Source organism: Alteriqipengyuania abyssalis (genome assembly GCF_019857185.1).
GTDB lineage: Bacteria > Pseudomonadota > Alphaproteobacteria > Sphingomonadales > Sphingomonadaceae > Alteriqipengyuania > Alteriqipengyuania abyssalis.
Genome location: NZ_JAHWXP010000002.1, coordinates 581,182 through 603,299, shown reverse-complemented (window position 1 = coordinate 603,299; position 22,118 = coordinate 581,182). Strand labels below are relative to the sequence as shown.

Genomic DNA, 22,118 nt, shown 5'->3' with positions numbered 1-22,118 from the left:
CCACAGTGTCAGGATGACAGGCTTATGCCCGCTTACCAGATCCGGATCCGCTCTTCGGGCGGCAGGTACAGATCGTCCTGCGGGGTCACGTTGAACGCGTCGTACCACGCATCCATGTTGCGCACGATGCCGTTGACCCGGAACTCTTCCGGGCTGTGCGGATCGGTCAGCAGGCGGGTGCGGGCCGCCTCCTCGCGCTGCTGGCTGCGCCATACCTGCGCCCAGGCGAGGAAGAAGCGCTGGTCGCCGGTCAGCCCGTCGATCACCTTGTCTTCCTTGCCATTGAGGCTGAGCTTGTAGGCGCGGTAGGCGAGGCTGAGCCCGCCGAGGTCGCCGATATTCTCGCCCAGCGTCAGGCGACCGTTCACGCAGGTCTCGCCATCGTCGAGCGGGCAGTAGCTGTTGTACTGCGCGACCAGCGCATCGCCCAGCTTGTCGAACGCGGCGCGGTCGGCGTCGGTCCACCAGTTGCGCAGCATGCCGGTGCCGTCGGACTTGGAACCCTGATCGTCGAAGCCGTGGCCCATTTCGTGGCCGATGACGCCGCCGATCCCGCCATAGTTCACGGCCGGATCATTGCTCAGCGCGAAGAACGGCTGCTGCAGGATTGCGGCGGGGAAGACGATCTCGTTCTTGGTCGAGTTGTAGTAGGCGTTGACCGTCTGGGGCAGCATGAACCACTCGGTCCGGTCGATCGGGCCGCCCAGCTTGGAAAGGTTGTCCTTCCACTGCCAGCGGGCCGCAGCCATCCGGTTGGCGATCGGATCGCCCGGAGTGATGGTGAGCCCCTGATAGGTTTCCAGATTGTCACGGTAGCCGATCTTGGGATCGAAGCTGTCGAGCTTGTCGAGCGCTTCTTCCTTGGTCGCCTCGCCCATCCAGTCGATCTCACCGATCGACTGGCGCAGCGCGACGCGCAGGTTGGCCACCAGGTCTTCCATCGCGGCCTTGTTCTCCGCCGGGAAATATTCCGCGACGTAGGACTTGCCGAGCAGCTCGCCCAGCAGGCCTTCGGTCTCGTCGATCGCACGCTTCCACCGGGGGCGCTGTTCGGGCGTGCCCTGCAGCACCTTGCCGTAGAACGCGAAATCCGCCTCGTCGAAGCGCGAGGGCAGGACCGAGGCGTTGTTTTCGAGAAATTCCTTGATCGTCCAGGCCTGCAGCACCTCGACCGGGGTGTTCACCGCCAGCTCCATCAGCGCGGGCGTGCCGCCGCCGATCTTGTCGAGCGTCTCGTCCGTCAGGCCGAGCTCCTTCGCCTGCTCGAGGCTGGGCGGAAGGTCGCCGACGATGAATCGGTCGGTGTCGGCAAAGCCGCTCGCGGTGAGCAGCGCGGTCAGCGGGAAGCCACCCGCCAGCGCGCCCAGTTCTTCAGGCGTCAGTGCGTTGTAGGTCAGGTCGCGGTTGCGGCGCGTCGCGCGGTCCCAGGAGACCTTGCGGGCGATGCTGTCTTCGAAGTTGTAGACCGACTGGGCCATCGCGGCAGGATCGTCATAGCCTGCCTCTTTCAGCAGGAAGGTCAGGTATTCGCGATACTTGGCCTGGATCTCGCGGCCCTTGTCCGTCTCGTCGAGATAGTAGTCGCGGTCCGGCAGGCCGAGGCCGCCCGATCCGACATAGACCGAATAGCGGGTCGGCTCTTTCGAATCGACGCTGACGCCGCCGCCCATCGGCGAGGAATAGCCCGGCGTGCCCCACAGCGTGGCGAGCTCCGCCAGCGTGCCCGCATCGCGGATCTTGTCGAGGTAGGGCTGCGCAGGCGCGAGCCCTGCGGCATTGATCGCGTCGGTGTCGAAATAGGAATTATAGGCGTCGACGATACGCTTCTCGTCCGAAGTCAGCTGCGCGGCGGGCTTCTTGAGCAGGCTGTCGACCAGCGTGTTCACATCGCTGGTCGATTTCTCGCGCAGCAGGTTGAACGCGCCGAAGCGGCTGTATTCGGGCGGCAGCGGGTTCGCATCGAGCCACTTCTGATTGACGTAGGCGAAGAAGTCGTCGCCCGGATCGATCGTGTCGGACAGCAGCGAGGTGTCGACGCCCCATTCGCCGAAGCTCATGGTCGGCGTGGCGGTTTCGCCCTCGGTCGAGCCATTGTCCTGCAACAGCATCTCGATCCCGTCGGGCGCGTCGCCCTCATGGGCGGCGGCGGGCGCGGCGATCGCCAGCGCGGCGACGCTAGCGGTGGCTAGGAAGGTTCGGATCATGATTATGCCCCTTGTTCAAAGATTTGCTTCTATCGCCGCCCGCGATGAACGGCGGATTGCGCATGGTGCCGTCATACGCCCATGCGGGCCAGGTACAGCGACGCTCGTCGGGCCGAGTCTGTCGCTCGTCGATTGAGGCAGCGCCGCAATCAGGCGGTGTCGCTGCGCGGCGCGTCGAATTGCAGCTTGGCCAGCTGCGCATAGAGCCCGCCGCGTGCGACCAGTTCGGAATGGGTGCCCTGCTGCACGATCCGGCCACCGTCCATCACCACGGTCCGGTCCGCCTCGCGCACGGTGGCGAGGCGGTGCGCGATGACCAGCGTGGTCCGCCCGCGCATCACGTGGGCGAGCGCTTCCTGCACCAGCCGCTCGCTCTGCGCGTCGAGCGCGCTGGTCGCCTCGTCGAGCAGCAGGATCGGCGAATCGCGCAGGATCGCCCGGGCGATCGCGAGTCGCTGCTGCTGCCCGCCGGACAAGCGCGTGCCGTCCTCGCCCAGATTGGTGTCGAGACCCTGCGGCAGCGCTTCGATAAAGTCGGCCGCATTGGCGAGGCGCGCGGCCTCCCAGATCTCCTCATCGCTCGCATCCCAGCGGCCGTAGCGCAGGTTGTCGCGCGCATTGCCGGAAAACAGCGTGCCGATCTGCGGGACGAAGGCCATCCGCTCGCGGATTTCAGCCGGATCGGCGCTCGGCAAGGCAATCCCGTCGAGCCGGATCGTGCCCTCGTCCGGGTCGTAGAACCGCTGGGCGAGCATGAAGAGCGTCGACTTGCCCGCCCCCGAAGGGCCGACCAGTGCGACGGTTTCGCCGGGCTCGATCTCCAGCGTCAGGTCGTCGATCACGACCTCGCCGGGGCGGCTGGGATAGGTGAAGCTGACATTGCGGAACGACAGGCTGCCGCGCGCGGGCACGGGCAGCGGCTGCGGTTTGGGCGGCGGGGCGATGGCAGGCTCCGCGTGCAGCAGTTCGGCCAAGCGGTCCGCCGCGCCTGCGCCGCGCAGCAGGTCGCCATAGACCTCGGTCAGCGACCCGAACGCGCCCGCGACCAGCCCGCCGGTAATCACGAAGGCGGTGATCGTGCCGCCGGTGATAGCGCCTTCCGACACAGCGATGGCCCCGCGCCACATCACCAGCGTGATCCCGCCGAAGATCAGCACGATGACGATGGAGGTCATCGCCGCGCGCAGCAGGATGCGGCTCTTGGCACTATCGAAGGTCCGCTCCACAACGCCGGCGAAGCGCTTGCTCTCGCGCTTTTCCTGACCGAAACTCTGGACGATCGGCATCGCGCCAAGCACTTCGGTGACATAGGCGCCGACATCGGCGACCCGGTCCTGGTTGGAGCGCGAGACCGTGCGGATCTTGCGCCCAAAGAACACGATGGGCGCGAGCACCAGCGGAATCCCGATCAGCAAGCCCAAGGTCAGAGACGGCGCGAGATAGAGCAGAAACAGGATGCCGCCGATCGCGGTCAGGCTGTTGCGCAGCGCGACCGAGACCGTCGTCCCGACGACCGTCTCGATGATCGCGGTGTCTGAGGTCATCCGGCTCGAAATCTCCTTCGGGCTGTTTTCCTCGTAGAAGCTCGGCGACTGCCGCAGCAGGTTTTCCTGGACCTTCAGCCGGATATTGGCGACCACCCGCTCGCCCAGCCAGCTGACGAAATAGAACCGCAGCGCGGTGCCGATCCCGAGCACGACGACAATCATCAGCAGGTATTCGAAGGCGTGCGCGATCTGCTCGGCCCCGGCACCGCCACTGAAGGCATCGTCGACGATCACCTTGAAACGCCAGGGGATTGCCAGCGTCGCGGCGGCGGTGGTGATCAGCGCGGCGGCGGCAAAGGCGATCTCTCGCGGGTAGCGGGCCGCCTCGCGATAGACCATGCGCAAGGGAGCGAGCGAGCGAGCCTTGGGCGGGCCGGCCGCGTCGTCCGGTACGCCACCCCGCCGTCGCCGGCCTTTGTGAGTCTGATCTTCGCGAGCCATGTGTGCTCCCGCCTAGCCGCCCGGCCGAGGGAAATCCACGGTCGATGGACACCTCATCCACCTCGTACGTTGGCTATAGTACATTGTGCGTTGCACAACGGCATGAACCCGGGCAGGCTATCGGCCAACCCGGAGGCGATTTTCGCCCCGACACTGAATGTAAGAGGCTCCCCGTGCTCTACCACGCCTATGAACTGCAGGCCGCCTGGCTCAACAGCGCCAGCGCCATGGCCTCGATCGGCTCCGAACTGCTGACCAATCCGCGCAACCCGATGGCCTATACCGGCATCGGACCGATCGCTGGCTCTGCACTGGAGGTGTTCGCGCATGCAACGATCCGGCGCGGCAAGCCGGAATTCGACATCGAAAGCGTCACCGTGAAGGGCAAGGCCGATCCGGTGTCCGAAACGCTGGTGCTTCACCGCCCCTTCGGCGATCTCAAGCGCTTCCGCCGCGCGAACCTGCCCGACGATGCGCCTGCAGTGCTGATCGTCGCCCCGATGAGCGGCCATTTCGCCACGCTGCTGCGCGGCACGGTCGAGCGGATGGTCGAAAATGCCGAGGTCTACATCACCGACTGGCACGATGCGCGCGACATCCCGCTCGCCGAAGGGCGCTTCGATCTCGACGACTATATCGATTACATCGTCGAGTTCCTGCAGGAGATCGCGCAGCGCAACGATGGCAAGGCCGCGCATGTGGTCGCGGTTTGCCAGCCCTCGGTTCCCGCACTCGCCGCGACCGCGCTGATGAACGGCGCGAAGGACAAGGCCTCACCCAAGACGCTGACCATGATGGGCGGGCCGATCGACACGCGCGAAAGCCCGACCACGGTCAACGACATGGCGATGAAGCGGCCGCTCAGCTGGTTCCGCCAGAACGTGATTGCCACCGTGCCCGCCCAATATGCGGGCAGCGGGCGGCGCGTCTATCCCGGCTTCATGCAGCTGGCGAGCTTCATGAGCATGAACCTGGGCGGCCACATCCTCTCGCATTACGAGATGTACAAGCATCTGGTCGCGGGCGACGATGACAGCGCGCAGCAGACCAAGGATTTCTACGAGGAATATCGCAGCGTCTGCGACATGACGGCGGAATTCTATCTCCAGACGGTCGAAGAAGTGTTCCAGAAGCACTCGCTGCCCAACAACGAGCTGGAGCATCGCGGCAAGGTGATTGACCTGGGCGACATCACCACTACCGCGCTGCTCGCGGTCGAGGGCGAGCGCGACGATATCTCGGGCATCGGCCAGACGAAGGCCGCACTGCCGCTCGCGCGCAACCTGTCCGAGAAGAAAAAGCGCTACTACCTCGCAGAGGGCGCAGGCCATTATGGCATCTTCAACGGCAGCAAGTGGCGCACGAAGATCGCGCCGGTGGTCGAGGAGTTCATGGGCGAACACGGCTGATAGAGCCGCAGCCGGTCGGGCGCGCTAGGCTGCGTCTGGCTTCGGCGTTCGCTTGAGGACGCGCCTCACGGTCCGCCCCACGACCACGATCAGCACGATGCTGAGCACCAGCAGCACGGCGGCGATCACCGCCGCGATCACCGGGTTGGCGAAGGCCAGCGCGAGCAGGCCGACGGTGGCAACATCCTCCGCGGTCGAGGCGACGACATTGCTGACCGGTTCGGGACTGGTGTTGATCGCGGCGCGCGCGCTCGCCTTGCCCGCATGGGCAGCGAAGGCCGCCCCGCCGCCGAGCAGGAAGGCGATGACCTGCCATGTCGGATCGGACGGATCGACAATCGCCAGCGCCAGCAGCGCGCCCCCGACCGGTCGGATCAGCGAATGGACCGCATCCCAGATCGAATCGAGCCACATGACCTTGTCGGCGAGGAATTCCATCACCACTCCGACGCCTGCGACGCCCAGCACCCACGGATTGGCGAGGACATCGAGCACCTGAAGCTGCTCGGGTAACGGCACCCATCCGGTCCGCATGGCGAGCCCGGTGACCAGGATCGTGGCGTAGAGCCGCCAGCCCGACAGCAGGCTGACACTGCCCGCAAGACCGAGGAGTTCGATGATGCCCATGGGCGCGCTATAGCACGATCACTCGGTTTGCATCAGCGGGCGTTGCCCACGGTCGCCGGTTGGCTCTCGGTGCAGTCGAACCCTGCGGCGGCACGGTCCGCGAACTGGCGGGCGCGAACATTCGCCTCTCGCGCGCTCCCTGCCACCTGCGCAATGGTGCAGCCCGGCTGCTGTGCCGTCCCGATCCGCTCGACCATCAGCACGGTGCGCCCCGCGCCTTCGGGGGTGGCGTCACTCAGGCGGTAGATGATCGCGAAGGGCACGCCGTCCTTCATCCGCCATTCGATCGTGTCGGGTGGATCGTTGAAAGCGCCCAGAGACTGAAACGCCTCGTTGCGCACGCCCGCGTCGATGTCGAAGCGTCCATCGCCGTCGTCCACGAACAGCGAGACGCCGCGATAGGCGGGGCAGGTCCGCTCCGCCCACTGGCCCTCCTCGCTTTCCGAGTCGGTCACCTCGCAGGCCGCGAGATCAAGCGGAGTGTAATGCGATGAAAATTCGTCCGAATTGGCTGCTGGCGTGTCCCCATCAGCCACGCCTGGCGACGATGAGGCGGGCGTGAGCCCTTCGCCGGTCTGCGCGGGCGCGGCGGCGTCTTCGTCCGGCTCGCCTTGTCCCTGACAGCCCACCAGCGCCATCGCGGCGAGCGCCAATCCGATCGTCCTCACCATCATAGAAACCTCCACCCGCCTTCCGCCCAAACGAAAAGGGCGGCGCCCGGTTTCCCGAGCGCCGCCCATGTTCCGCACATTCGCGAGGCGTCAGAGGACTTCGAAAATCCCCGCTGCGCCCATGCCGCCACCGACGCACATGGTCACGCAGACATACTTCGCACCACGACGCTTGCCTTCGATCAGCGCGTGGCCGACGCAGCGTGCCCCGGTCATGCCGTAGGGGTGGCCGATCGAGATCGAGCCGCCATTGACGTTGAGGTCTTCGTCGGGGATGCCGAGCTTGTCGCGGCAGTACAGCACCTGCACCGCGAAGGCTTCGTTCAGTTCCCAAAGGCCGATATCGCTCATCTTGAGGCCGGTGCGTTCGAGCACGGCGGGAATCGCGAAGACCGGGCCGATGCCCATTTCGTCGGGCTCGGTGCCCGCAACCGCCATGCCGACATAGCGGCCGAGCGGGGTCAGGCCGCGCTTTTCGGCCAGCTTTTCTTCCATCAGGATGCTGGCGGACGAACCGTCGGACAGCTGGCTGGCGTTACCGGCAGTGATCGTGCTGTCGGGGCCGAGCACGGGCTTGAGCGACTGCAGCCCTTCCAGCGTGGTCTCGGGCCGGTTGCCCTCGTCCTTGGCGACGGTCACTTCCTTCTCGGAAACCTCGCCGGTTTCCTTGTCCTTCACCTTCATGGTGACGGTGACGGGCACGATTTCGTCGTCGAACTTGCCCTCTTCCTGCGCCTTGGCGGTGCGCTGCTGCGAGCGCAGCGCGTATTCGTCCTGCGCGTCACGGCTGATGCCGTAGCGCTGGGCGACCGTTTCGGCCGTCTGCAGCATCGGCATGTAGACCGCGTTGTGCATCGCCATCAGTTCGGGATCGGGCATGACGCGCATTTCGGGGGTCTGGACGAGGCTGATCGATTCCTGCCCGCCGCCCGCGACGATATCCATGTTGTCGACGATGATCTGCTTTGCAGCGGTCGAGATCGCCATCAGGCCCGACGAGCACTGGCGGTCGATCGTCATGCCCGAGACGCCGATCGGGCAGCCCGAACGCAGCGCGACCTGGCGGCCGAGGTTGCCCGCCTGCGCACCCTGCTGGAGCGCGGCGCCCCAGATCACGTCGTTGATTTCGCCGGCTTCGATCTTGGCGCGCTCGATCGCGGGGGCGAGCGAGTACGAGCCGAGGGTCGCGCCCTTGGTGTCGTTGAAGCCGCCCTTGTAGGCGCGGCCGATGGCGGTGCGTGCGGTGGAAACGATGACTGCACTACGGGTCATGGGAAGGGTCCTCTTGCTGAGTCCCAGCGAAAGCCGGGACCTCTTAATTCTTGCTGCCTGGTCGCGTGAGGTCCCGGCTTTCGCCGGGACCTCACGCCAGGGATTTAAACGAAGAACATCGTCATCCATTCGCAGATCAGGGCGGGCTTATCCTCGCCTTCGATCTCGATCGTGATCTCGACCGTCTGCTGCCACTGGCCGGGGCGCTTCTCGGTCATCTCGAGCAGCTTCCAGTGGCCGCGGATCTTCTTTCCGCTCCGCACCGGGTTGATGAAGCGCGTCTTGTTGCCGCCGTAGTTGACGGCCATCTTGATACCGTCGGGCTTGGGCAGGTCTGCCTCGGCGCTGAGATAGGGAATCATCGACAGCGTCAGGAAGCCGTGCGCGATGGTGCCGCCGAACGGCGTCATCTTGGCCGCTTCCTCGTTCACGTGGATGAACTGGTGGTCGCCGGTTGCCTCGGCGAACTGGTTGATCCGTTCCTGGCTGATCTCAACCCAGGGGCTGGTGCCGATCTGTTCGCCGACCTTTTCAGCGATATCCTGCGGGCTCATGCGCGCCTCTCCTTTGCGTGGATTTGTGCGCGCTCCATGCCGTATGCCGGGCGCTAGCGCAATGGAGCCGGGCCTGTCGCTACGGCATCGGGAGCGGCGGCGCGCCGCTGTGCGGCCAGCCGCTCTCCCACAGTGGCACCCTGCGGCGAATCATAGCGCTTCGCATAGATTGCCAGCGCGATCTGGAGCCCTGCCAGCATCATGATGAAGGGCTGCCACGCGATCCCCTGAAACAGCGCCCCGACCAGATAGATCAGCTGCGCATATTGGAGCGCGATGGCCAGATGGCCGAGCCATTCGACCTGTGGGTCTGCCCGCCTGCGCATTCGCCGCCGGACCAGTTCCATCTGCAACAGGCCCAGCGCCTGGAGCAGCAGCCACGCGATCAGGCCGGGCCAGCCCTGTTCGCCCAGCATCTCGAAGATCGCCGAGTGATAGGCGCGACCCTCGTCCACCACCTTCTCGAACCGGGTGGTGGTCATGTTCCCCTCGCCCGTCGTCTGCGGCATGCGATAGGTGAAGCTGTTGGCGCGATAGGCCTCGAACCCGCCGCCCAGCGGCCGGTCCCTCGCGTAGTCGATCGTCCATTCCCACACCGCCATCCGGGTCGAGGCGCTTTCGTCCTCCTCCGCAGTCATCATCGTGGCCATGCGGTCGGCATAGGATTGCGGCAGGAACGGGAAGGCTGCGACGCACAGCAGCACGCCGCCGACCGCGAGCAGCAGCTTGTGGCGGCTTTCGCGCAGGATCAGCAGGCCGAGCATGGCAATGCACAGCAGGCCAGTGCGCGCCTCGGTCCCGATCGGGATCAGCAGGCAGGCCCCTGCCAGACAGGCCGCGAAGATCTTGACCGGCAGGCTAGGGGGAAAGATCGTTCCGTAGCGGGTGAACCAGTAGATCAGCGGAATGATCGCGATCGCCACGGTCGAGATGGTCGAGCTCTCGTAGATCCCGCTATTATCGTTCACGAACAGCGACAGCGTGCCGTAACCGCCGCCGCCGAACACGGTCTTGATCCCGCCGGAAATGATGATCGCCCCGGCCGTCAGCACCATGATCAGCGCGGCGGCTTCGAAGCGCAGCTTGGTGGTCACGGTGAACGGCAGGAAGATCGCGAACACCAGCGTCTTCCACACCCAGTCCCACTTGGCGAGCGCGGGCTCGGTAAATTCGGCCCCCTGCAGCGTGAACCAGCTCCACACCAGCAGGAACGCCAGTAGCCCCTGACGAAAGGTGAAGGTGAGCTTCGTCTTCTTGTCCATCAGCAGCCAGCCACCGAAGGCCGCCGCGAAGGCGATCAGCGAGACCGGCACGCTGGTGATGATCCCAAAGCCCATTTTCTGCGGGGCGAGGATATCGACATAGAGATAGGCGCAGACCCACAGGAACGGGCGCTTGAGCCCGAACAGCAGGAGAAGGCCGAAAAAGCCGAGGAGAAACAGGTCGGTCATGCCGCCGCGTCGCCCGTGCCTCCCTGGTCGAGCGGCGGATCTTCATCGAGATCGTCGCGCAGCATTAGCCGATAGGCCGCCAGCAGCAGCAATCCGTGGATCGAAACGATGACGGCCATATCGATCACGGCGTGAATGCTCCATCGGGCAGGTGGCAGGCACGGAGGTTTCCGGGCCATCTGGCAGCCGCGCTATCAGGGGCGAGTTGACGCGACGTTAAGGACACCGCGCTAGGCACAGCCTGCCATGCGCGTCCTTCACGTCCTCGACCACTCACTGCCGCTGCACAGCGGCTACGCCTTCCGCACCCGCGCCATCATGCGCGCGCAGCTGGCGGCGGGGCTGGATGTGCGCGGGCTCACCGGTCCGCGCCACAGCGCCGACGGCCCGCAGGCGGAAACCTGCGAAGGGCTCACCTTTCATCGCAGCGAGGGTGCGGCAGGCGGCCCGCCGCTGATCGGCGAGTGGCGCGAGGTGCAGGCGCAGGCCGATGCGATCGTGCAATTGGCGAAGGAATGGCGGCCCGATGTGATCCACGCGCATTCGCCTGCGCTGTGCGGCCTCGCCGCAGTCAGTGCGGGCAGGAAGCTGGGCATCCCCGTGGCGTACGAGATTCGCGCCTTCTGGGAAGACGCAGCGGTCTCCAACGGGACCGGGCGCGAAGGGTCGGCCAAGTACCGCCTGACCCGGCTGCTCGAAAACCATGTCGTGGCCCGCGCGGACGCGGTCTTCACGATCTGCGAGGGGCTGCGCAGCGATCTGGTCGGACGGGGATTTCCGCCGGGCAAGATCGGCATTTCGCCCAATGCGGTCGACCTGACCCAGTTCGGCGAGCCCGCGCCGCGCAACGCCGCACTCGCCGCCCGACTCGGCCTCACCGACGGCCCGGTGATCGGCTTCATCGGCAGTTTCTACCCTTACGAAGGGCTCGACGATCTGATCGCGGCGCTGCCCGCGCTGCAAAGTCGCCACCCGGATGCGCGCCTGCTGCTGGTCGGCGGCGGGCCGGATGACGCCGCTCTGCGCGCACAGGCAGACGGATCGAGCGCGATCGACTCGATCATCTTCGCAGGCCGCGTCCCGCATGGCGAGGTGGCCGATTACTATTCGCTGATCGACATTCTCGCCTTCCCGCGTAAGCGCAGCCGACTGACCGAGCTGGTCACGCCGCTCAAGCCGCTGGAGGCAATGGCGCAGGGGCGAGTCGTCGCCGCCTCTGATGTCGGCGGGCACAAGGAACTGATCGATCACGGGCGGACCGGGCTGCTGTTCCCCGCCGACGATCCGCACGCATTGGCCACCGTGCTCGGCGACATGCTCGATCGGCAGGACGAATGGCCCGCGATCCGCGAAAGGGCGAGCAAGTATGTTGCGCTCGAACGCGACTGGGCGATAAATGCGCAGCGTTATCAAGCCATTTACCATCGCCTGCTAGGCAGGCCTTTGGATCGGTCGCCCGAAGGCGCGGCGTGGGCAGTTCCCGCTGGGAGAGTCCGCGCCAGCCAGGGCGGCACGCGATAGAGGACAAGCAGGGTGACCGAGAGCGATCACACCGCACAGACACACACCGGCAAAGCTGCCGGATTTACGCACAGCACGGCCTTCGTCGTCATCGTCGGCCTGTGGTTCGCCGCGCTGTTCGGCGGCGGCTGCCTGCTGCTGCCTCCGGTATTGTTCGACGCGGCATTTTCCGGCGCACCGCCGTTCGGCCCGAACACGCGCATCGTCTTTGTCGCCGCCGCTGCCGTCATGGGGCTGCTGCTGGGTCTGTTCATCGCGAGCCGCGTGCGCAGCGATGACGAGCAGGCCCCGCGCTCCATCGAAGCCAGCGCCGAACCGGAGCGCAAGACCCGCAAGAGAAAGGCGCGCGCGCCGCTCGATATTCGCGCGGCGCTCGGCATGGTGCGCGGCGTCGAAGACGAAGACGCGGACGAGGTGGCCGAGGAGAAGAAGCGCCCCGCCCCGCCGCCGCAAGACGCCGACTACGAACTGACCGACGAGATCGGCCCGCCGATCGACGATCCCTATTTCGCCTCGGCATGGAGCGATTCGGGTAGCCACGATGCCGATATCCCGACCGGCGAGACAGAGGATGCCGAGCAGGACGAATCCGTGCCGCTGCCCGGGCACGATCCGCAGGTCTTTGGCGCTGACGTGTCCTCGGACGACGGGAGCGACGACGCATGGCCGGTCGAGCAGGAAATCGCTCAGCCGACGCCCGTCCCGCAACCCTCGCGCTACAACCCTTTCGCCGATTTCGTCTCGAAGGAAGAGCCGGTGGACGCAGAGCCGCGCCGCAAGGAAGCGCCCGCCGCCCAACCGCTGTCTTTCGCGCCCGCTGCACAAGCACTGCCCCCCCTCGACCTCACGCAGATCGAGCTGATGATGTCGCGCCCCACCGCGCCGCCTCCTCCGCCGGTCTGGCCCACGCCGCGTGCCGAGGAGCCTGAATTGCAGGAGCTGGGGGTTGCCGAACTGGTCGAACGTCTCGCCCGCGCCCTGCAGGGTGAGGCCGAGGCGCAGGCTGGCCATGGCATCCCGCCGCGCACCGGCGCACATCGCCACGAATCGGCGCTGGCGCCGAAATCCGTGCCCGATGAAAGCGATATCGACCGGGCGTTGCGCGTGGCGCTGGACCGGCTGACGCGACTCGACGACGTCGCCTGAGCGCGCGCGGAGTCGCTCAGGCGATCTGCCAGTCGACCGGGCCTAGGCCGACCTGTTCCAGAAACGCATTGGCGCGGCTGAACGGCTTCGAGCCGAAGAACCCGCGATGCGCCGAGAGCGGGCTGGGATGCGGCGAGCGAATCACGCAGTGGCGCGTCGGCTCGTTCAGCTCCGCAATCCGCGACGCTTTCTTCTGCGCATGGCTGCCCCACAGGATGAACACCGCCGGCTGTTCGCGCGCCGCCACCGCCGCGACGCAGGCATCGGTGATCGCGTCCCACCCGCGCCCCGCATGGCTGCCCGCATTGCCCGCCTCGACGGTCAGCGTGTTGTTGAGCAGCAGCACGCCGCGCCGTGCCCATGCGGTCAGGTCGCCCGACGCGGGTGCCGGGATACCGCAGTCGTCCGCCAGTTCCCGGAAGATGTTCCGCAGCGAGGGCGGATGCGGCACGCCATCGGGGACGGAGAAGCTCAGCCCCATCGCCTGCCCCGGCCCGTGATACGGGTCCTGCCCAAGGATGACGACCTTGACCTGGTCGAGCGGGGTCAGCTCCAGCGCGCGCAACCGGCAGCCCTGCGGCGGATAGATCGCCTTGCCCGCTGCTTCCTCCGCGCGCAGAAAGCCGCCCAGCTTGCGCGCCTCCGGCGTGGCGAGCACCGGGGCCAGCGTGTCTTGCCAGCTATCGGGTAGGTCTTGGCCCATGCCCCCTCGCTATTGGTCCGGGGGCGCAGAGGCCAGATGCCCTTCCCCTCTTTCCCCAATATGCCTAGGGAACGCGCAAGGGGCGGGCTGGCACCAGACGAAGAAAGTTCTCCATGGCCGTATATTTTCACGAGGAAGACCTGCCCGAGGGCGTGCTCGCCGAAGGCGCGGTGGCGGTCGATACCGAGACGATGGGTCTCATCACCCGGCGCGACCGGCTGTGCCTCGTGCAGATCAGCGATGGCAAGGGCGACGAACACCTGGTCCGCTTCGGCGTCGACAGCAGCTTCGATGCGCCCAATCTCAAGGCGGTCCTCGCCGATCCGGCGCGGACCAAGCTGTACCACTTCGGCCGCTTCGATCTCGCGGCGATCGAGTACTGGCTCGGCGTCACCGCCGCCCCGGTGTTCTGTACCAAGATCGCGAGCAAGCTGACCCGCACCTATACCGACCGCCACGGGCTCAAGATGCTGGTCAGCGAACTGCTGGGCGAGGATATCTCCAAGCAGCAGCAAAGCTCCGACTGGGGCGCGCCCAAGATCAACGACGCACAGCGCGAATATGCCGCGTCGGACGTGCGTTACCTCCACCGGCTGCGCGATATTTTCGAAGAGCGGCTGGCACGCGAAGGGCGCACCGAAATCGCGCAGGCCTGTTTCGATTTCCTGCCGACCCGCGCGCGGCTGGACATTGCCGGCTGGCCCGACACCGACATCTTCAGTCACGAGTAAGCCCGGTTAGGGTCTGAACCCATCATGCAGCACGATCAGGTGGAAGAAACGAGCGAGGCAAGCCGGCAGCGCCGCGGGCGGCAACGCCAGGCCGCGCCCGGCGGGTTTCACGATCGCCTGATCAAGATCCTCGCGGTCGCCCTGCCGATGGCGACCGGGGTGATCGTCGCCTTCCTCGTGATCGCCCCCTTCTCGCCGCGCGACGAGGTTTCCTTCGTGCTCGATCGCGACAAGGTGCAGGAAATCGACGAGCGGCTGAGGATCGACAACGCGACCTATCGCGGGTCCGACAATCAGGGCCGTCCCTTTTCGCTCACCGCGCGCGAGGCAGTCCAGAGGTCGAGCAAGGAAGGGATCGTGCGGCTGGACACGGTCATCGCCCGGATCCTGCTGCAGGGGGGGCCCGCGCAGCTGCGCGCGGAGGGCGGCGCGTACAAGATTTCCGACGAAGTGCTCGATGTGACCGGCCCGATCATCCTCAACGCGGCCGATGGCTACAACCTGGTCGCGCGCGGCGTTTCGGTCGATCTGCGCGACCAGACTCTTGTGGGCGACGAAGGCGTATCGGGCGCCGTGCCCGCGGGCACCTTCTCCGCCGACACCCTGCGGGTCGATCTGGAGACCCGAACGATAACGCTTGACGGCGATGCGCGCCTGCGCATGGTGCCGGGCCGATTGGAGACCATGCAGTGATCCCGCACCTCATCCGCCAAAATTCCCGGCTGGCCGCCCGATCCGGCGTGGTCGGCTTCGCGCTGGCCGCGTGCACTCTCACCGGTATCCAGCTGCATGCGCAGGCGATTGCGGCGCACAATTCCAACGCGCCGGTCGATTACGCCGCCAACCGGATCGAGCTGCAGGACCGGCAGAACCGTGTGGTCCTGTCGGGCAATGTGGTGATCGAACAGGCCGACCTGCGGATGACTTCGGCGAGCACCATCGTCGACTATTCGGACGCCGGATCGCTCAGCATCCAGCGCATTTCCGCGACCGGCGGGGTCACCGTGACCCGCGGCAACGAAAGTGCGCGCGGCAATGTGGCGGTGTACGATTTCAATCGGCGGGTGATCACCATGACCGGCGATGTCCGGCTTAAGCGCGGATCAGACACGCTCAATGGCGGGCGGCTGACGATCGATCTGCGGACCGGTCTTTCCAGCGTGGACGGTGCCGGCGGATCGGATAATGGCGGCCGGGTGACCGGCTCCTTCTCAGTCCCCGAGGACTGATTTTCCTGTACCTACGGCTCCAGAGCGGGCCCCTACCGCATTAGATTAGCGCGAAGCGACTCGCGCGATCCACGCGATTTCCTGGCTCAGAAGCAGTTCGGCCTGCTGGCTGTTGGCGAGCAGCGCCTGATGCAGCGCGGTCAGGCGCGAGACCAGCCGGTCGAGCCGTTTGCCACGCCAGATCCGCAGCTGTTCCGCCAGATCGCGCTCGTCCTTGAAGAAGATCCGCCGCGCGCGCTTTTGCGCATCGACGAAAGAGCCGACATCCTCGCCCGGACGCATCCGTGCGGAAAGCTGCGCCAACTGCGCCGCGCGCCGCTCGAACGCCAGCGCCACGCCGACGGGGTTGAGCGCCAGCGTATGAAGCCGCGCCAGTTCGCCGGGCAGCCGCTTGGCATGACCGCCCAGTGCCGCATTGACCAGCGGCATGAAGCCGTCCTCCTCGCTCGACGCGCCGATCGCGTCCCATGCGGCGGCATCGGCGGTCTTGGGCGTGTCGGGCGCTGCATCGAGGTATAGCGCCAGCTTCTCCACCTCGGCCTCGGCCAGCCGCCGGTCGAGGCCGGAGGCGCGGGCGATCCGCTGCGCCAGATCGCCGCCGAGCCGCAGCCCCGCCCGGTCGGCGAGATCGCGCACGGTGTTGGCCATGTCGCCCAGATTGGGCGGATAGAACATCGCGACCAGCGTGCCCTTCGCACCCGCCACCAGCTTCGCGCTGCGCGACTTGTCAGTCGCGTTGACCGCAATGACGAGCACCGGGCACGCCTCGCCCTCTGCCTCCAGATGGAGCTTGAGCGCATCATGCGCTTCCTCGCCGGTGGCGCGCACCAGAATGTGGCGCGCATCGCCGAACAGCGAGCAAGAGCGCGCCTCGTCCGCCAGCCTTACGGGATCGCGGCGCAGTTCCGCCCCGGACAGATCGACCCGCTCTCCCGCATCCGCCAGATTGCCCACGATCGTCGCGGCTGCGGCGGAGGCGGCGCTTTCGTCGGGCCCGCACAGGAAGAAGGTGTGGCACTCGCGCGCCGCCTGCCCGGCGACCCGGCCGAAGGTGTTCTGATTGGCCTTGAGGGATTGCTGACGCGCCGCCGCCATGCGTCCGCGCGCCTCAGTCTTGCGCGCGCAGCGTCAGCGAGACTCGCGTCACGATCTGGTCGGCGACGACCTGGGCCAGCCGTTCGAGCGCCGCGCGCTCTGCGGCGATGGTGGCATAGTCGCTCGACACGACGTCGATGCCTGCATCCGAACCGGCGGTCGAATCGAGCAGGATCGCCCCGCTCGACAGGTCGACCAGCTGATAGCGCGCGCGCAGCGTGCGCCGCTCGCGGCTGACGGTTTCGTCGCTCAGCAGGCCGAGGCTGCCCAGCTCGTCGTCGAGCAGGATATCGAGGCGATAGCGCGGGGTCTGGCCCGCCGGGCCGATCGACAACCGATCTTCCAGCGCGGTGGCGACCAGCCAGCCGTCGCGGCCCTCGATCGGGGCGATTTCGATAGCCGAAAGGTCGGCAATCGCCGCCTTGCCATTGGCTCCGGCATAGATCGGCTGGAGCCCGCAGGCCGAAAGCGCGAGCAGCGCGAGAAAGGCAAACGCGAATCGCATCAGGTGACGATATTCACCAGACGGTCGGGCACCACAATGACCTTGCGGATCTCGGCTCCGTCGATCGAGCGCTGGACCTTGTCGCTGGCCAGCGCCAGTTCCTCCAGCGTCTCTTTCGATGCGCCCTTGGGCACGGTCAGCGTGTCGCGCAGCTTGCCCCTGTGCTGAACCGCAATGGTCACCTCGTCCTCGACCAGCAGGCTCTCGTCGACCTCGGGCCACGGCGCGTTCGCGATGAGGCCCAGCTGGCCGATGGAATGCCACGCCTCTTCGGCGAGGTGCGGCATCATCGGCGCGACCAGCTGGAACAGCGTCTGGATTCCCCGGGTGCGCGAAGCAGACGGCGCGGCTTTTTCGAGCGCACCGACCAGTTCGTAGAGCTTGGCGACCGCCTTGTTGAAGTGCAGCGCCTCGATCGTTTCGGCGACGTCGTGCACGCTGCGCGCGGTCTTGCGCGCCAGATCGGCATCCTCGCCCTGCGCCGCCGGATCATGTTCGCCGACCAGACGCCACACCCGCTGGACGAAGCGCGCGCAACCTTCGATGCCGCTTTCGGACCATGGCAGATCGCGTTCCGGCGGGCTGTCGGACAGCATGAACCAGCGCACGGCGTCGGCGCCATATTGCGCGATGATCGTATCGGGATCGACCACGTTGCGCTTGGACTTGGACATCTTGACCACGCGGCCGATGCTGACCGGGAAGCCGTCTTCCTTGAGCACCGCGCTCTTGGCGTCGCGCGCGATTTCTTCGGGCGCGAAATAGACCATCCGGCCCGAATCGGGCTCGCGCCGGAAATAGGTCTCGTGCGTGACCATGCCTTGCGTGAACAGGCTGGCGAAGGGCTCGGTAAATTCGACCATGCCCAGCCGGGCGAGCGCCCGGGTCCAGAAGCGTGCGTAGAGCAGATGCAGGATCGCATGCTCGATCCCGCCGATATACTGCTCCACCGGCAGCCACTTGGCGACCTCTTCCGGTTCGAACGGGCGATCCGCGGGCTGGCTGGCAAAGCGCAGGAAATACCAGGAGGAATCGACGAAGGTGTCGAGCGTGTCGGTTTCGCGCACTGCCGCGCCGCCGCATTTGGGGCAGGTGGTGTTCTTCCAGCTCTCGTGCCGGGCGAGCGGATTGCCCGGGGTCGCAAAGTCGATATCCTCGGGCAGGGTCACCGGCAGATCGGCCTTGCGCACCGGCACCACGCCGCAAGCATCGCAATGGACGAAGGGGATCGGCGTGCCCCAGTAACGCTGGCGCGAAACGCCCCAGTCGCGCAGGCGCCAGACGGTCTTGCCCTCGCCCCAGCCTTCGCGTTCCGCCCGGTCGATTACCCACTGCTTGGCGCTGTCGACGTCCATCCCGTCGAGCGGGCCGGAATTGACCAGCACGCCCTCGCCCGGCTCCGCGGTCGTGCCCAGCGGGCGGTCCGCATCGGCGGCGCTGACGCCGACCACGCGCAGGATCGGCAGGTCGTATTTGCGCGCGAAGTCGAAATCGCGCTGGTCGTGGCCGGGCACGCCCATCACCGCGCCGGTGCCGTAATCCATCAGCACGAAGTTGGCGATGAACAGCGGCAGCTCGCTGCCCAGCAGCGGGTGGCGCGCGGTCAGGGCGGTCAGATACCCCTTCTTTTCCGCCGTTTCGAGGTCGGCAGCAGTGGTCCCGCCGCGTTTGCATTCCTCGATGAAGGCAGCCGCGCCTGGATCCTTCGCGGCAACCGCCTGCGCGATCGGATGATCGGGCGCGACCGCGACGAAACTCGCACCGTAGATCGTGTCGGGCCGGGTCGAATAGACCGCTACCCGCCCGCCGTCCGAGAGATCGAACGCAAGCTGCAGGCCCCGGCTCTTGCCGATCCAGTTTTCCTGCATCAGGCGGACCTTGTCGGGCCACTTGTCGAGGCTTTCGAGCCCGTCGAGCAGCTCTTCGGCGAAATCGGTGATCTTGAGGAACCACTGCGCAAGCTTGCGCTTCTCGACCTCCGCGCCGGAGCGCCAGCCACGGCCTTCGATCACCTGCTCGTTGGCGAGCACGGTCTGGTCGACGGGGTCCCAGTTGACCTCGCTTTCCTTGCGATAGACCAGCCCTGCCTCGAACAGGTCGATGAACAGCGCCTGCTCGTGCCCGTAGTACTCGGGCTCACACGTGGCGAGTTCGCGGCTCCAGTCGAGCGCGAAGCCCAGCCGCTTGAGCTGGGCCTTCATCGATTCGATGTTCTCGCGAGTCCACTTGCCCGGGTGGACGCCCTTTTCCATTGCCGCGTTTTCCGCCGGCATGCCGAACGCATCCCACCCCATCGGGTGCAGCACCTCGTGTCCGCGCATCGCCTTGTAGCGCGCCAGCACGTCGCCCATCGTGTAGTTGCGCACGTGCCCGATATGGATCCGCCCCGAAGGGTAGGGAAACATTTCGAGCACGTAGCTCTTGGGCCGGTCGCTGGCGCTGTCCGCACGGAAGCACTCGGCCTCGTCCCATGCCTTCTGCCAGCGCCCGTCGGCACTCGACGGGTCGAAACGCGTGTCGTTCATAGGTACGTCTTTTCGCGAAACAGGCGGATCAGCTCGAAATCGCCTGGCGGCGCAGTTCGCGCGCCTTGGTCAGAATAATGTCTTCCAGTTTCTGCACGGTCGCGGCCTGTACCGGCGCATCGACCCAGGTGCCGCCCTGGTTGACCTGCCGGCTGGCAGCGACGCGCAGGGCATCGGCGCGCAGATCCTGGTCGAGGATGGAGATGGTGAGCTTGACCCGCTCGCCCGGATTCTCGGGATTGGCGTACCAGTCGGTCACGATCACGCCGCCTGCACTGTCCGCCTGCAGCAGCGGGGCGAAGCTGATCGCTTCGAGGCTGGCGCGCCAGAGATAGGAATTGACCCCGATGGTGGTCACCTGGCTCGCTGCCAGATCGGCATCGGGCAGTTCGTTACCGCCGCTCGCGCAGGCGGCAAGCGCGGCGCACGCCCCGGCAAGCAGGCCGCAGCGAATCGCGGTGGAGGCGGAACGGGTCGAGGAGCGGCGCTGGATCATCTGTGCTGGCTTTCCACTGAAACTGGCCCGGAAAAATCGTAAGGGCCCCATGAGAATGGCGTAAGGATCGGTCGGCAGACCGCGCGTGTACAGCCTCTATCGCCGCGCAACGGGCGCAGCAAGTGCGCGCCTGCCTTGCCACGTAAAGCAGCGCCACGCGGCTTTACGCATCATGAACCCGGATTACGATTGTGTGCCGCGTGCAACACCTGACATGCAAGTGCGCCGGGCCCTGTGGAAAAGCTAGCATCCGTCCGGGCGCTGTCCTAGTGTTCAGGGGAACCATTGGTCTGGGCAAAGCGCTTCCAGCTTTGTTCATCCTGCCGTAAATCGTGCGGCGCTAGAGTGAGTGTAATGAGCGTCAAGGTCGCCTCAGGACTACGCAAGCTGATCGTGCCCGCCTTGGGCGGCGCGCTGGCGCTGGTCGCGATTCCGGTGGTTGGCGTTGCTCTGGCAGAGGCCACGTCGCCCACGCTCGTCAGCACCATCGGCGAAAACGCGGGTCGTTTCACGCCCGCCTCGGTCGACCCTGCGCTCGCCCGCCGTGTGGCTGAACGCTACGCCGCCCGCCAGCAGCCGCTGCCTTTCACCCCCGCCGCAGGCAAGACGATTCCCGATCGCATGGTGACCGTGGCCGTTCGGGTAGACAATGATTTGGCGCGCGCCGTTTCGGTCCGCTCGGCAATCGAAGCAGCCCGTGGCGAGCCCGGTCGCCGCGATATCGCCATTGCGCCCTCTGCGTTCGACCTGGGCGTTGCCCGTGGATACCAGAGCTTCGCGAAGCCTGCGGCCGAGCTGCCCAAGTCCGTGTCGCGCATTTCCGTGCCCGACCTGGCCGAGTTCCGCCCGTCGAAAGGCGCGAAGGAAGAACCGAGCCGCTTCCAGCCGCGGGTCTCGATTGATCAGGACCGGATGCGCGGTCGTACTTCGCGCACCCTCGATGGTCGCAGCGATCGCGAAGTCGACCTTGGCGGTGCCTACCGCGTCACGCGCAATTTCGACGTGACCGCAGGCGTCCGCCTGTCGGACGAGAGCGACCGTCTTTCGCCGCTGACCAATGGTGCGGAAGACAGCCAGTCGGTCTACATCGGAACCCAGCTGCGCTTCTGACGCCCGGCAGATCCTCGCGCACGCGACGCGGCGCAGAACTCTTCCCCTATCTGTTTTGCTTTGCCCGCCGCTGCGGGTGGGCTACGTCGGCGTGAATAAGATAAGAAATACAGGGGAGAGAGAGAATGGCACGTGTCGCTGTGGTGACGGGTGGAACCCGGGGTATTGGCGAAGCGATCAGCCTTGCGCTGAAGGAACAGGGCCGCACGGTCATCGCCAATTATGCCGGCAATGACGAACGCGCGCAGGAATTTGCGACTCGCACCGGAATTGCCGTGATGAAGTGGGACGTGGGCGACCATGAGGCCTGCCTCGAAAACATTTCGCGAATCACCGAAAATCACGGCCATGTAGAAATTCTGGTCAATAATGCCGGAATCACCCGCGACGGAACGCTGGCCAAGATGAGCTTCGACGACTGGAACGAGGTGATGCGGGTCAATCTGGGCGGCTGCTTCAACATGGCCAAGGCGTGCTTTCCCGGCATGCGCGAGGGCAAATGGGGGCGGATCGTCAATATCGGGTCGATCAACGGTCAGGCGGGCCAGTACGGGCAGGTCAACTACGCCGCCGCCAAATCGGGCATTCACGGCTTCACCAAGGCGCTGGCACAGGAAGGCGCGCGCTTCGGCATCACGGTCAACGCGATCGCGCCCGGCTATATCGATACCGACATGGTCGCCGCGGTCCCGGAAGAGGTGCTGGCCAAGATCGTCGCCAAGATCCCTGTCGGCCGGCTCGGCCACGCGGAGGAGATCGCGCGCGGCGTCGCCTTCCTCACCGCCGACGACGGCGCCTTCGTCACCGGATCGACCATGAGCATCAATGGCGGGCAGCACATGTATTGACGGCGCGCGGGCGCGCCGCGATGGCGCGCCCGC

The 22,118-nt window shown here is 66.2% G+C and carries 21 protein-coding genes; 8 read left to right on the top strand and 13 right to left on the bottom strand.

Annotation, left to right across the window (positions count from 1 at the left end; all coding sequences use genetic code 11):
- Nucleotides 1-32 precede the first annotated feature (32 nt).
- A complete protein-coding gene (locus KYN89_RS08060) occupies nt 33-2,204 on the bottom strand; it encodes a M13 family metallopeptidase (RefSeq protein WP_222824591.1) in 2,172 nt (723 codons plus the stop codon).
- A gap of 149 nt (nt 2,205-2,353) precedes the next feature.
- Complete coding sequence (locus KYN89_RS08055) at nt 2,354-4,090, bottom strand: ABC transporter transmembrane domain-containing protein (protein WP_222824908.1); 1,737 nt, start codon at nt 4,088-4,090, stop codon at nt 2,354-2,356.
- Between the two features lie 275 nt (nt 4,091-4,365).
- Between KYN89_RS08055 and KYN89_RS08050 the strand changes: the two genes are divergently transcribed.
- Nucleotides 4,366-5,601, top strand: a complete 1,236-nt coding sequence (locus tag KYN89_RS08050; protein ID WP_222824590.1) for a polyhydroxyalkanoate depolymerase — start codon at nt 4,366-4,368, stop codon at nt 5,599-5,601.
- Nucleotides 5,602-5,625: 24 nt separating this feature from the next.
- Here the strand turns inward: KYN89_RS08050 and KYN89_RS08045 are convergent, their stop codons facing one another.
- From KYN89_RS08045 to KYN89_RS15445, 6 genes are all read right to left on the bottom strand, one after another.
- Nucleotides 5,626-6,228, bottom strand: a complete 603-nt coding sequence (locus KYN89_RS08045) for a DUF4126 domain-containing protein (RefSeq protein WP_222824589.1) — start codon at nt 6,226-6,228, stop codon at nt 5,626-5,628.
- 32 nt (nt 6,229-6,260) lie between these two features.
- Nucleotides 6,261-6,902 carry a hypothetical protein gene (locus KYN89_RS08040; RefSeq protein ID WP_222824588.1) on the bottom strand — a complete coding sequence of 214 codons (642 nt, stop codon included), beginning with the start codon at nt 6,900-6,902 and terminating at the stop codon, nt 6,261-6,263.
- Nucleotides 6,903-6,989: 87 nt separating this feature from the next.
- Nucleotides 6,990-8,171 carry an acetyl-CoA C-acyltransferase gene (locus KYN89_RS08035; protein WP_222824587.1) on the bottom strand — a complete coding sequence of 394 codons (1,182 nt, stop codon included), beginning with the start codon at nt 8,169-8,171 and terminating at the stop codon, nt 6,990-6,992.
- A 104-nt stretch (nt 8,172-8,275) separates the two neighbouring features.
- Nucleotides 8,276-8,725 carry a MaoC family dehydratase gene (locus KYN89_RS08030; protein WP_222824586.1) on the bottom strand — a complete coding sequence of 150 codons (450 nt, stop codon included), beginning with the start codon at nt 8,723-8,725 and terminating at the stop codon, nt 8,276-8,278.
- Between the two features lie 53 nt (nt 8,726-8,778).
- Nucleotides 8,779-10,176 carry a DUF5935 domain-containing protein gene (locus tag KYN89_RS08025; protein ID WP_222824585.1) on the bottom strand — a complete coding sequence of 466 codons (1,398 nt, stop codon included), beginning with the start codon at nt 10,174-10,176 and terminating at the stop codon, nt 8,779-8,781.
- A complete protein-coding gene (locus tag KYN89_RS15445; protein WP_283248531.1) occupies nt 10,173-10,304 on the bottom strand; it encodes a hypothetical protein in 132 nt (43 codons plus the stop codon). The genes KYN89_RS08025 and KYN89_RS15445 overlap by 4 nt, the downstream gene beginning before the upstream one ends.
- 118 nt (nt 10,305-10,422) lie before the next feature.
- On the opposite strand from KYN89_RS15445, the gene KYN89_RS08020 reads away from it, so the two are divergent.
- Together KYN89_RS08020 and KYN89_RS08015 are read left to right on the top strand one after the other, a co-directional pair.
- Nucleotides 10,423-11,697, top strand: coding sequence for a TIGR04063 family PEP-CTERM/XrtA system glycosyltransferase (locus tag KYN89_RS08020; protein WP_222824584.1), 1,275 nt, complete (start codon nt 10,423-10,425; stop codon nt 11,695-11,697).
- A 12-nt stretch (nt 11,698-11,709) separates the two neighbouring features.
- Nucleotides 11,710-12,843 (top strand): hypothetical protein, encoded by a 1,134-nt coding sequence (locus KYN89_RS08015; RefSeq protein ID WP_222824583.1) that lies wholly within the window; start codon nt 11,710-11,712, stop codon nt 12,841-12,843.
- A 16-nt stretch (nt 12,844-12,859) separates the two neighbouring features.
- On the opposite strand, the gene ung is transcribed toward KYN89_RS08015, so the two are convergent.
- Nucleotides 12,860-13,546, bottom strand: coding sequence for a uracil-DNA glycosylase (ung, locus tag KYN89_RS08010; protein WP_222824582.1), 687 nt, complete (start codon nt 13,544-13,546; stop codon nt 12,860-12,862).
- A gap of 113 nt (nt 13,547-13,659) precedes the next feature.
- On the opposite strand from ung, the gene KYN89_RS08005 reads away from it, so the two are divergent.
- The 3 genes from KYN89_RS08005 to KYN89_RS07995 are packed head-to-tail and all read left to right on the top strand — an operon-like array spanning nt 13,660 to nt 15,506.
- Nucleotides 13,660-14,277 (top strand): ribonuclease D, encoded by a 618-nt coding sequence (locus tag KYN89_RS08005; RefSeq protein ID WP_222824581.1) that lies wholly within the window; start codon nt 13,660-13,662, stop codon nt 14,275-14,277.
- Nucleotides 14,278-14,301: 24 nt separating this feature from the next.
- On the top strand, nt 14,302-14,970 hold the full coding sequence (gene lptC / locus KYN89_RS08000; RefSeq protein ID WP_222824580.1) for an LPS export ABC transporter periplasmic protein LptC: 669 nt from the start codon (nt 14,302-14,304) through the stop codon (nt 14,968-14,970).
- Nucleotides 14,967-15,506, top strand: coding sequence for an LptA/OstA family protein (locus KYN89_RS07995; RefSeq protein ID WP_222824579.1), 540 nt, complete (start codon nt 14,967-14,969; stop codon nt 15,504-15,506). Before lptC ends, KYN89_RS07995 begins: the two co-directional genes overlap by 4 nt.
- A 45-nt stretch (nt 15,507-15,551) precedes the next feature.
- On the opposite strand, the gene holA is transcribed toward KYN89_RS07995, so the two are convergent.
- The 4 genes from holA to KYN89_RS07975 are packed head-to-tail and all read right to left on the bottom strand — an operon-like array spanning nt 15,552 to nt 20,127.
- The gene (holA, locus tag KYN89_RS07990) at nt 15,552-16,601 is read right to left on the bottom strand and encodes a DNA polymerase III subunit delta (RefSeq protein ID WP_222824578.1); all 1,050 of its coding nucleotides are present in this window, start codon (nt 16,599-16,601) and stop codon (nt 15,552-15,554) included.
- 13 nt (nt 16,602-16,614) lie between these two features.
- Nucleotides 16,615-17,106: an LPS assembly lipoprotein LptE gene (gene lptE, locus KYN89_RS07985; RefSeq protein WP_222824577.1), complete on the bottom strand. Its 492-nt coding sequence runs from the start codon at nt 17,104-17,106 to the stop codon at nt 16,615-16,617.
- Nucleotides 17,106-19,631, bottom strand: coding sequence for a leucine--tRNA ligase (gene leuS, locus KYN89_RS07980; protein ID WP_222824576.1), 2,526 nt, complete (start codon nt 19,629-19,631; stop codon nt 17,106-17,108). The genes lptE and leuS overlap by 1 nt, the downstream gene beginning before the upstream one ends.
- 28 nt (nt 19,632-19,659) lie before the next feature.
- On the bottom strand, nt 19,660-20,127 hold the full coding sequence (locus KYN89_RS07975) for a DUF3576 domain-containing protein (RefSeq protein WP_222824575.1): 468 nt from the start codon (nt 20,125-20,127) through the stop codon (nt 19,660-19,662).
- A 354-nt stretch (nt 20,128-20,481) separates the two neighbouring features.
- On the opposite strand from KYN89_RS07975, the gene KYN89_RS07970 reads away from it, so the two are divergent.
- Entirely contained in the window at nt 20,482-21,237 is a 756-nt protein-coding gene (locus KYN89_RS07970; RefSeq protein ID WP_222824574.1) for a hypothetical protein, read from the top strand.
- Nucleotides 21,238-21,362: 125 nt separating this feature from the next.
- The gene (phbB, locus tag KYN89_RS07965; protein WP_222824573.1) at nt 21,363-22,085 is read left to right on the top strand and encodes an acetoacetyl-CoA reductase; all 723 of its coding nucleotides are present in this window, start codon (nt 21,363-21,365) and stop codon (nt 22,083-22,085) included.
- Nucleotides 22,086-22,118 lie beyond the last annotated feature (33 nt).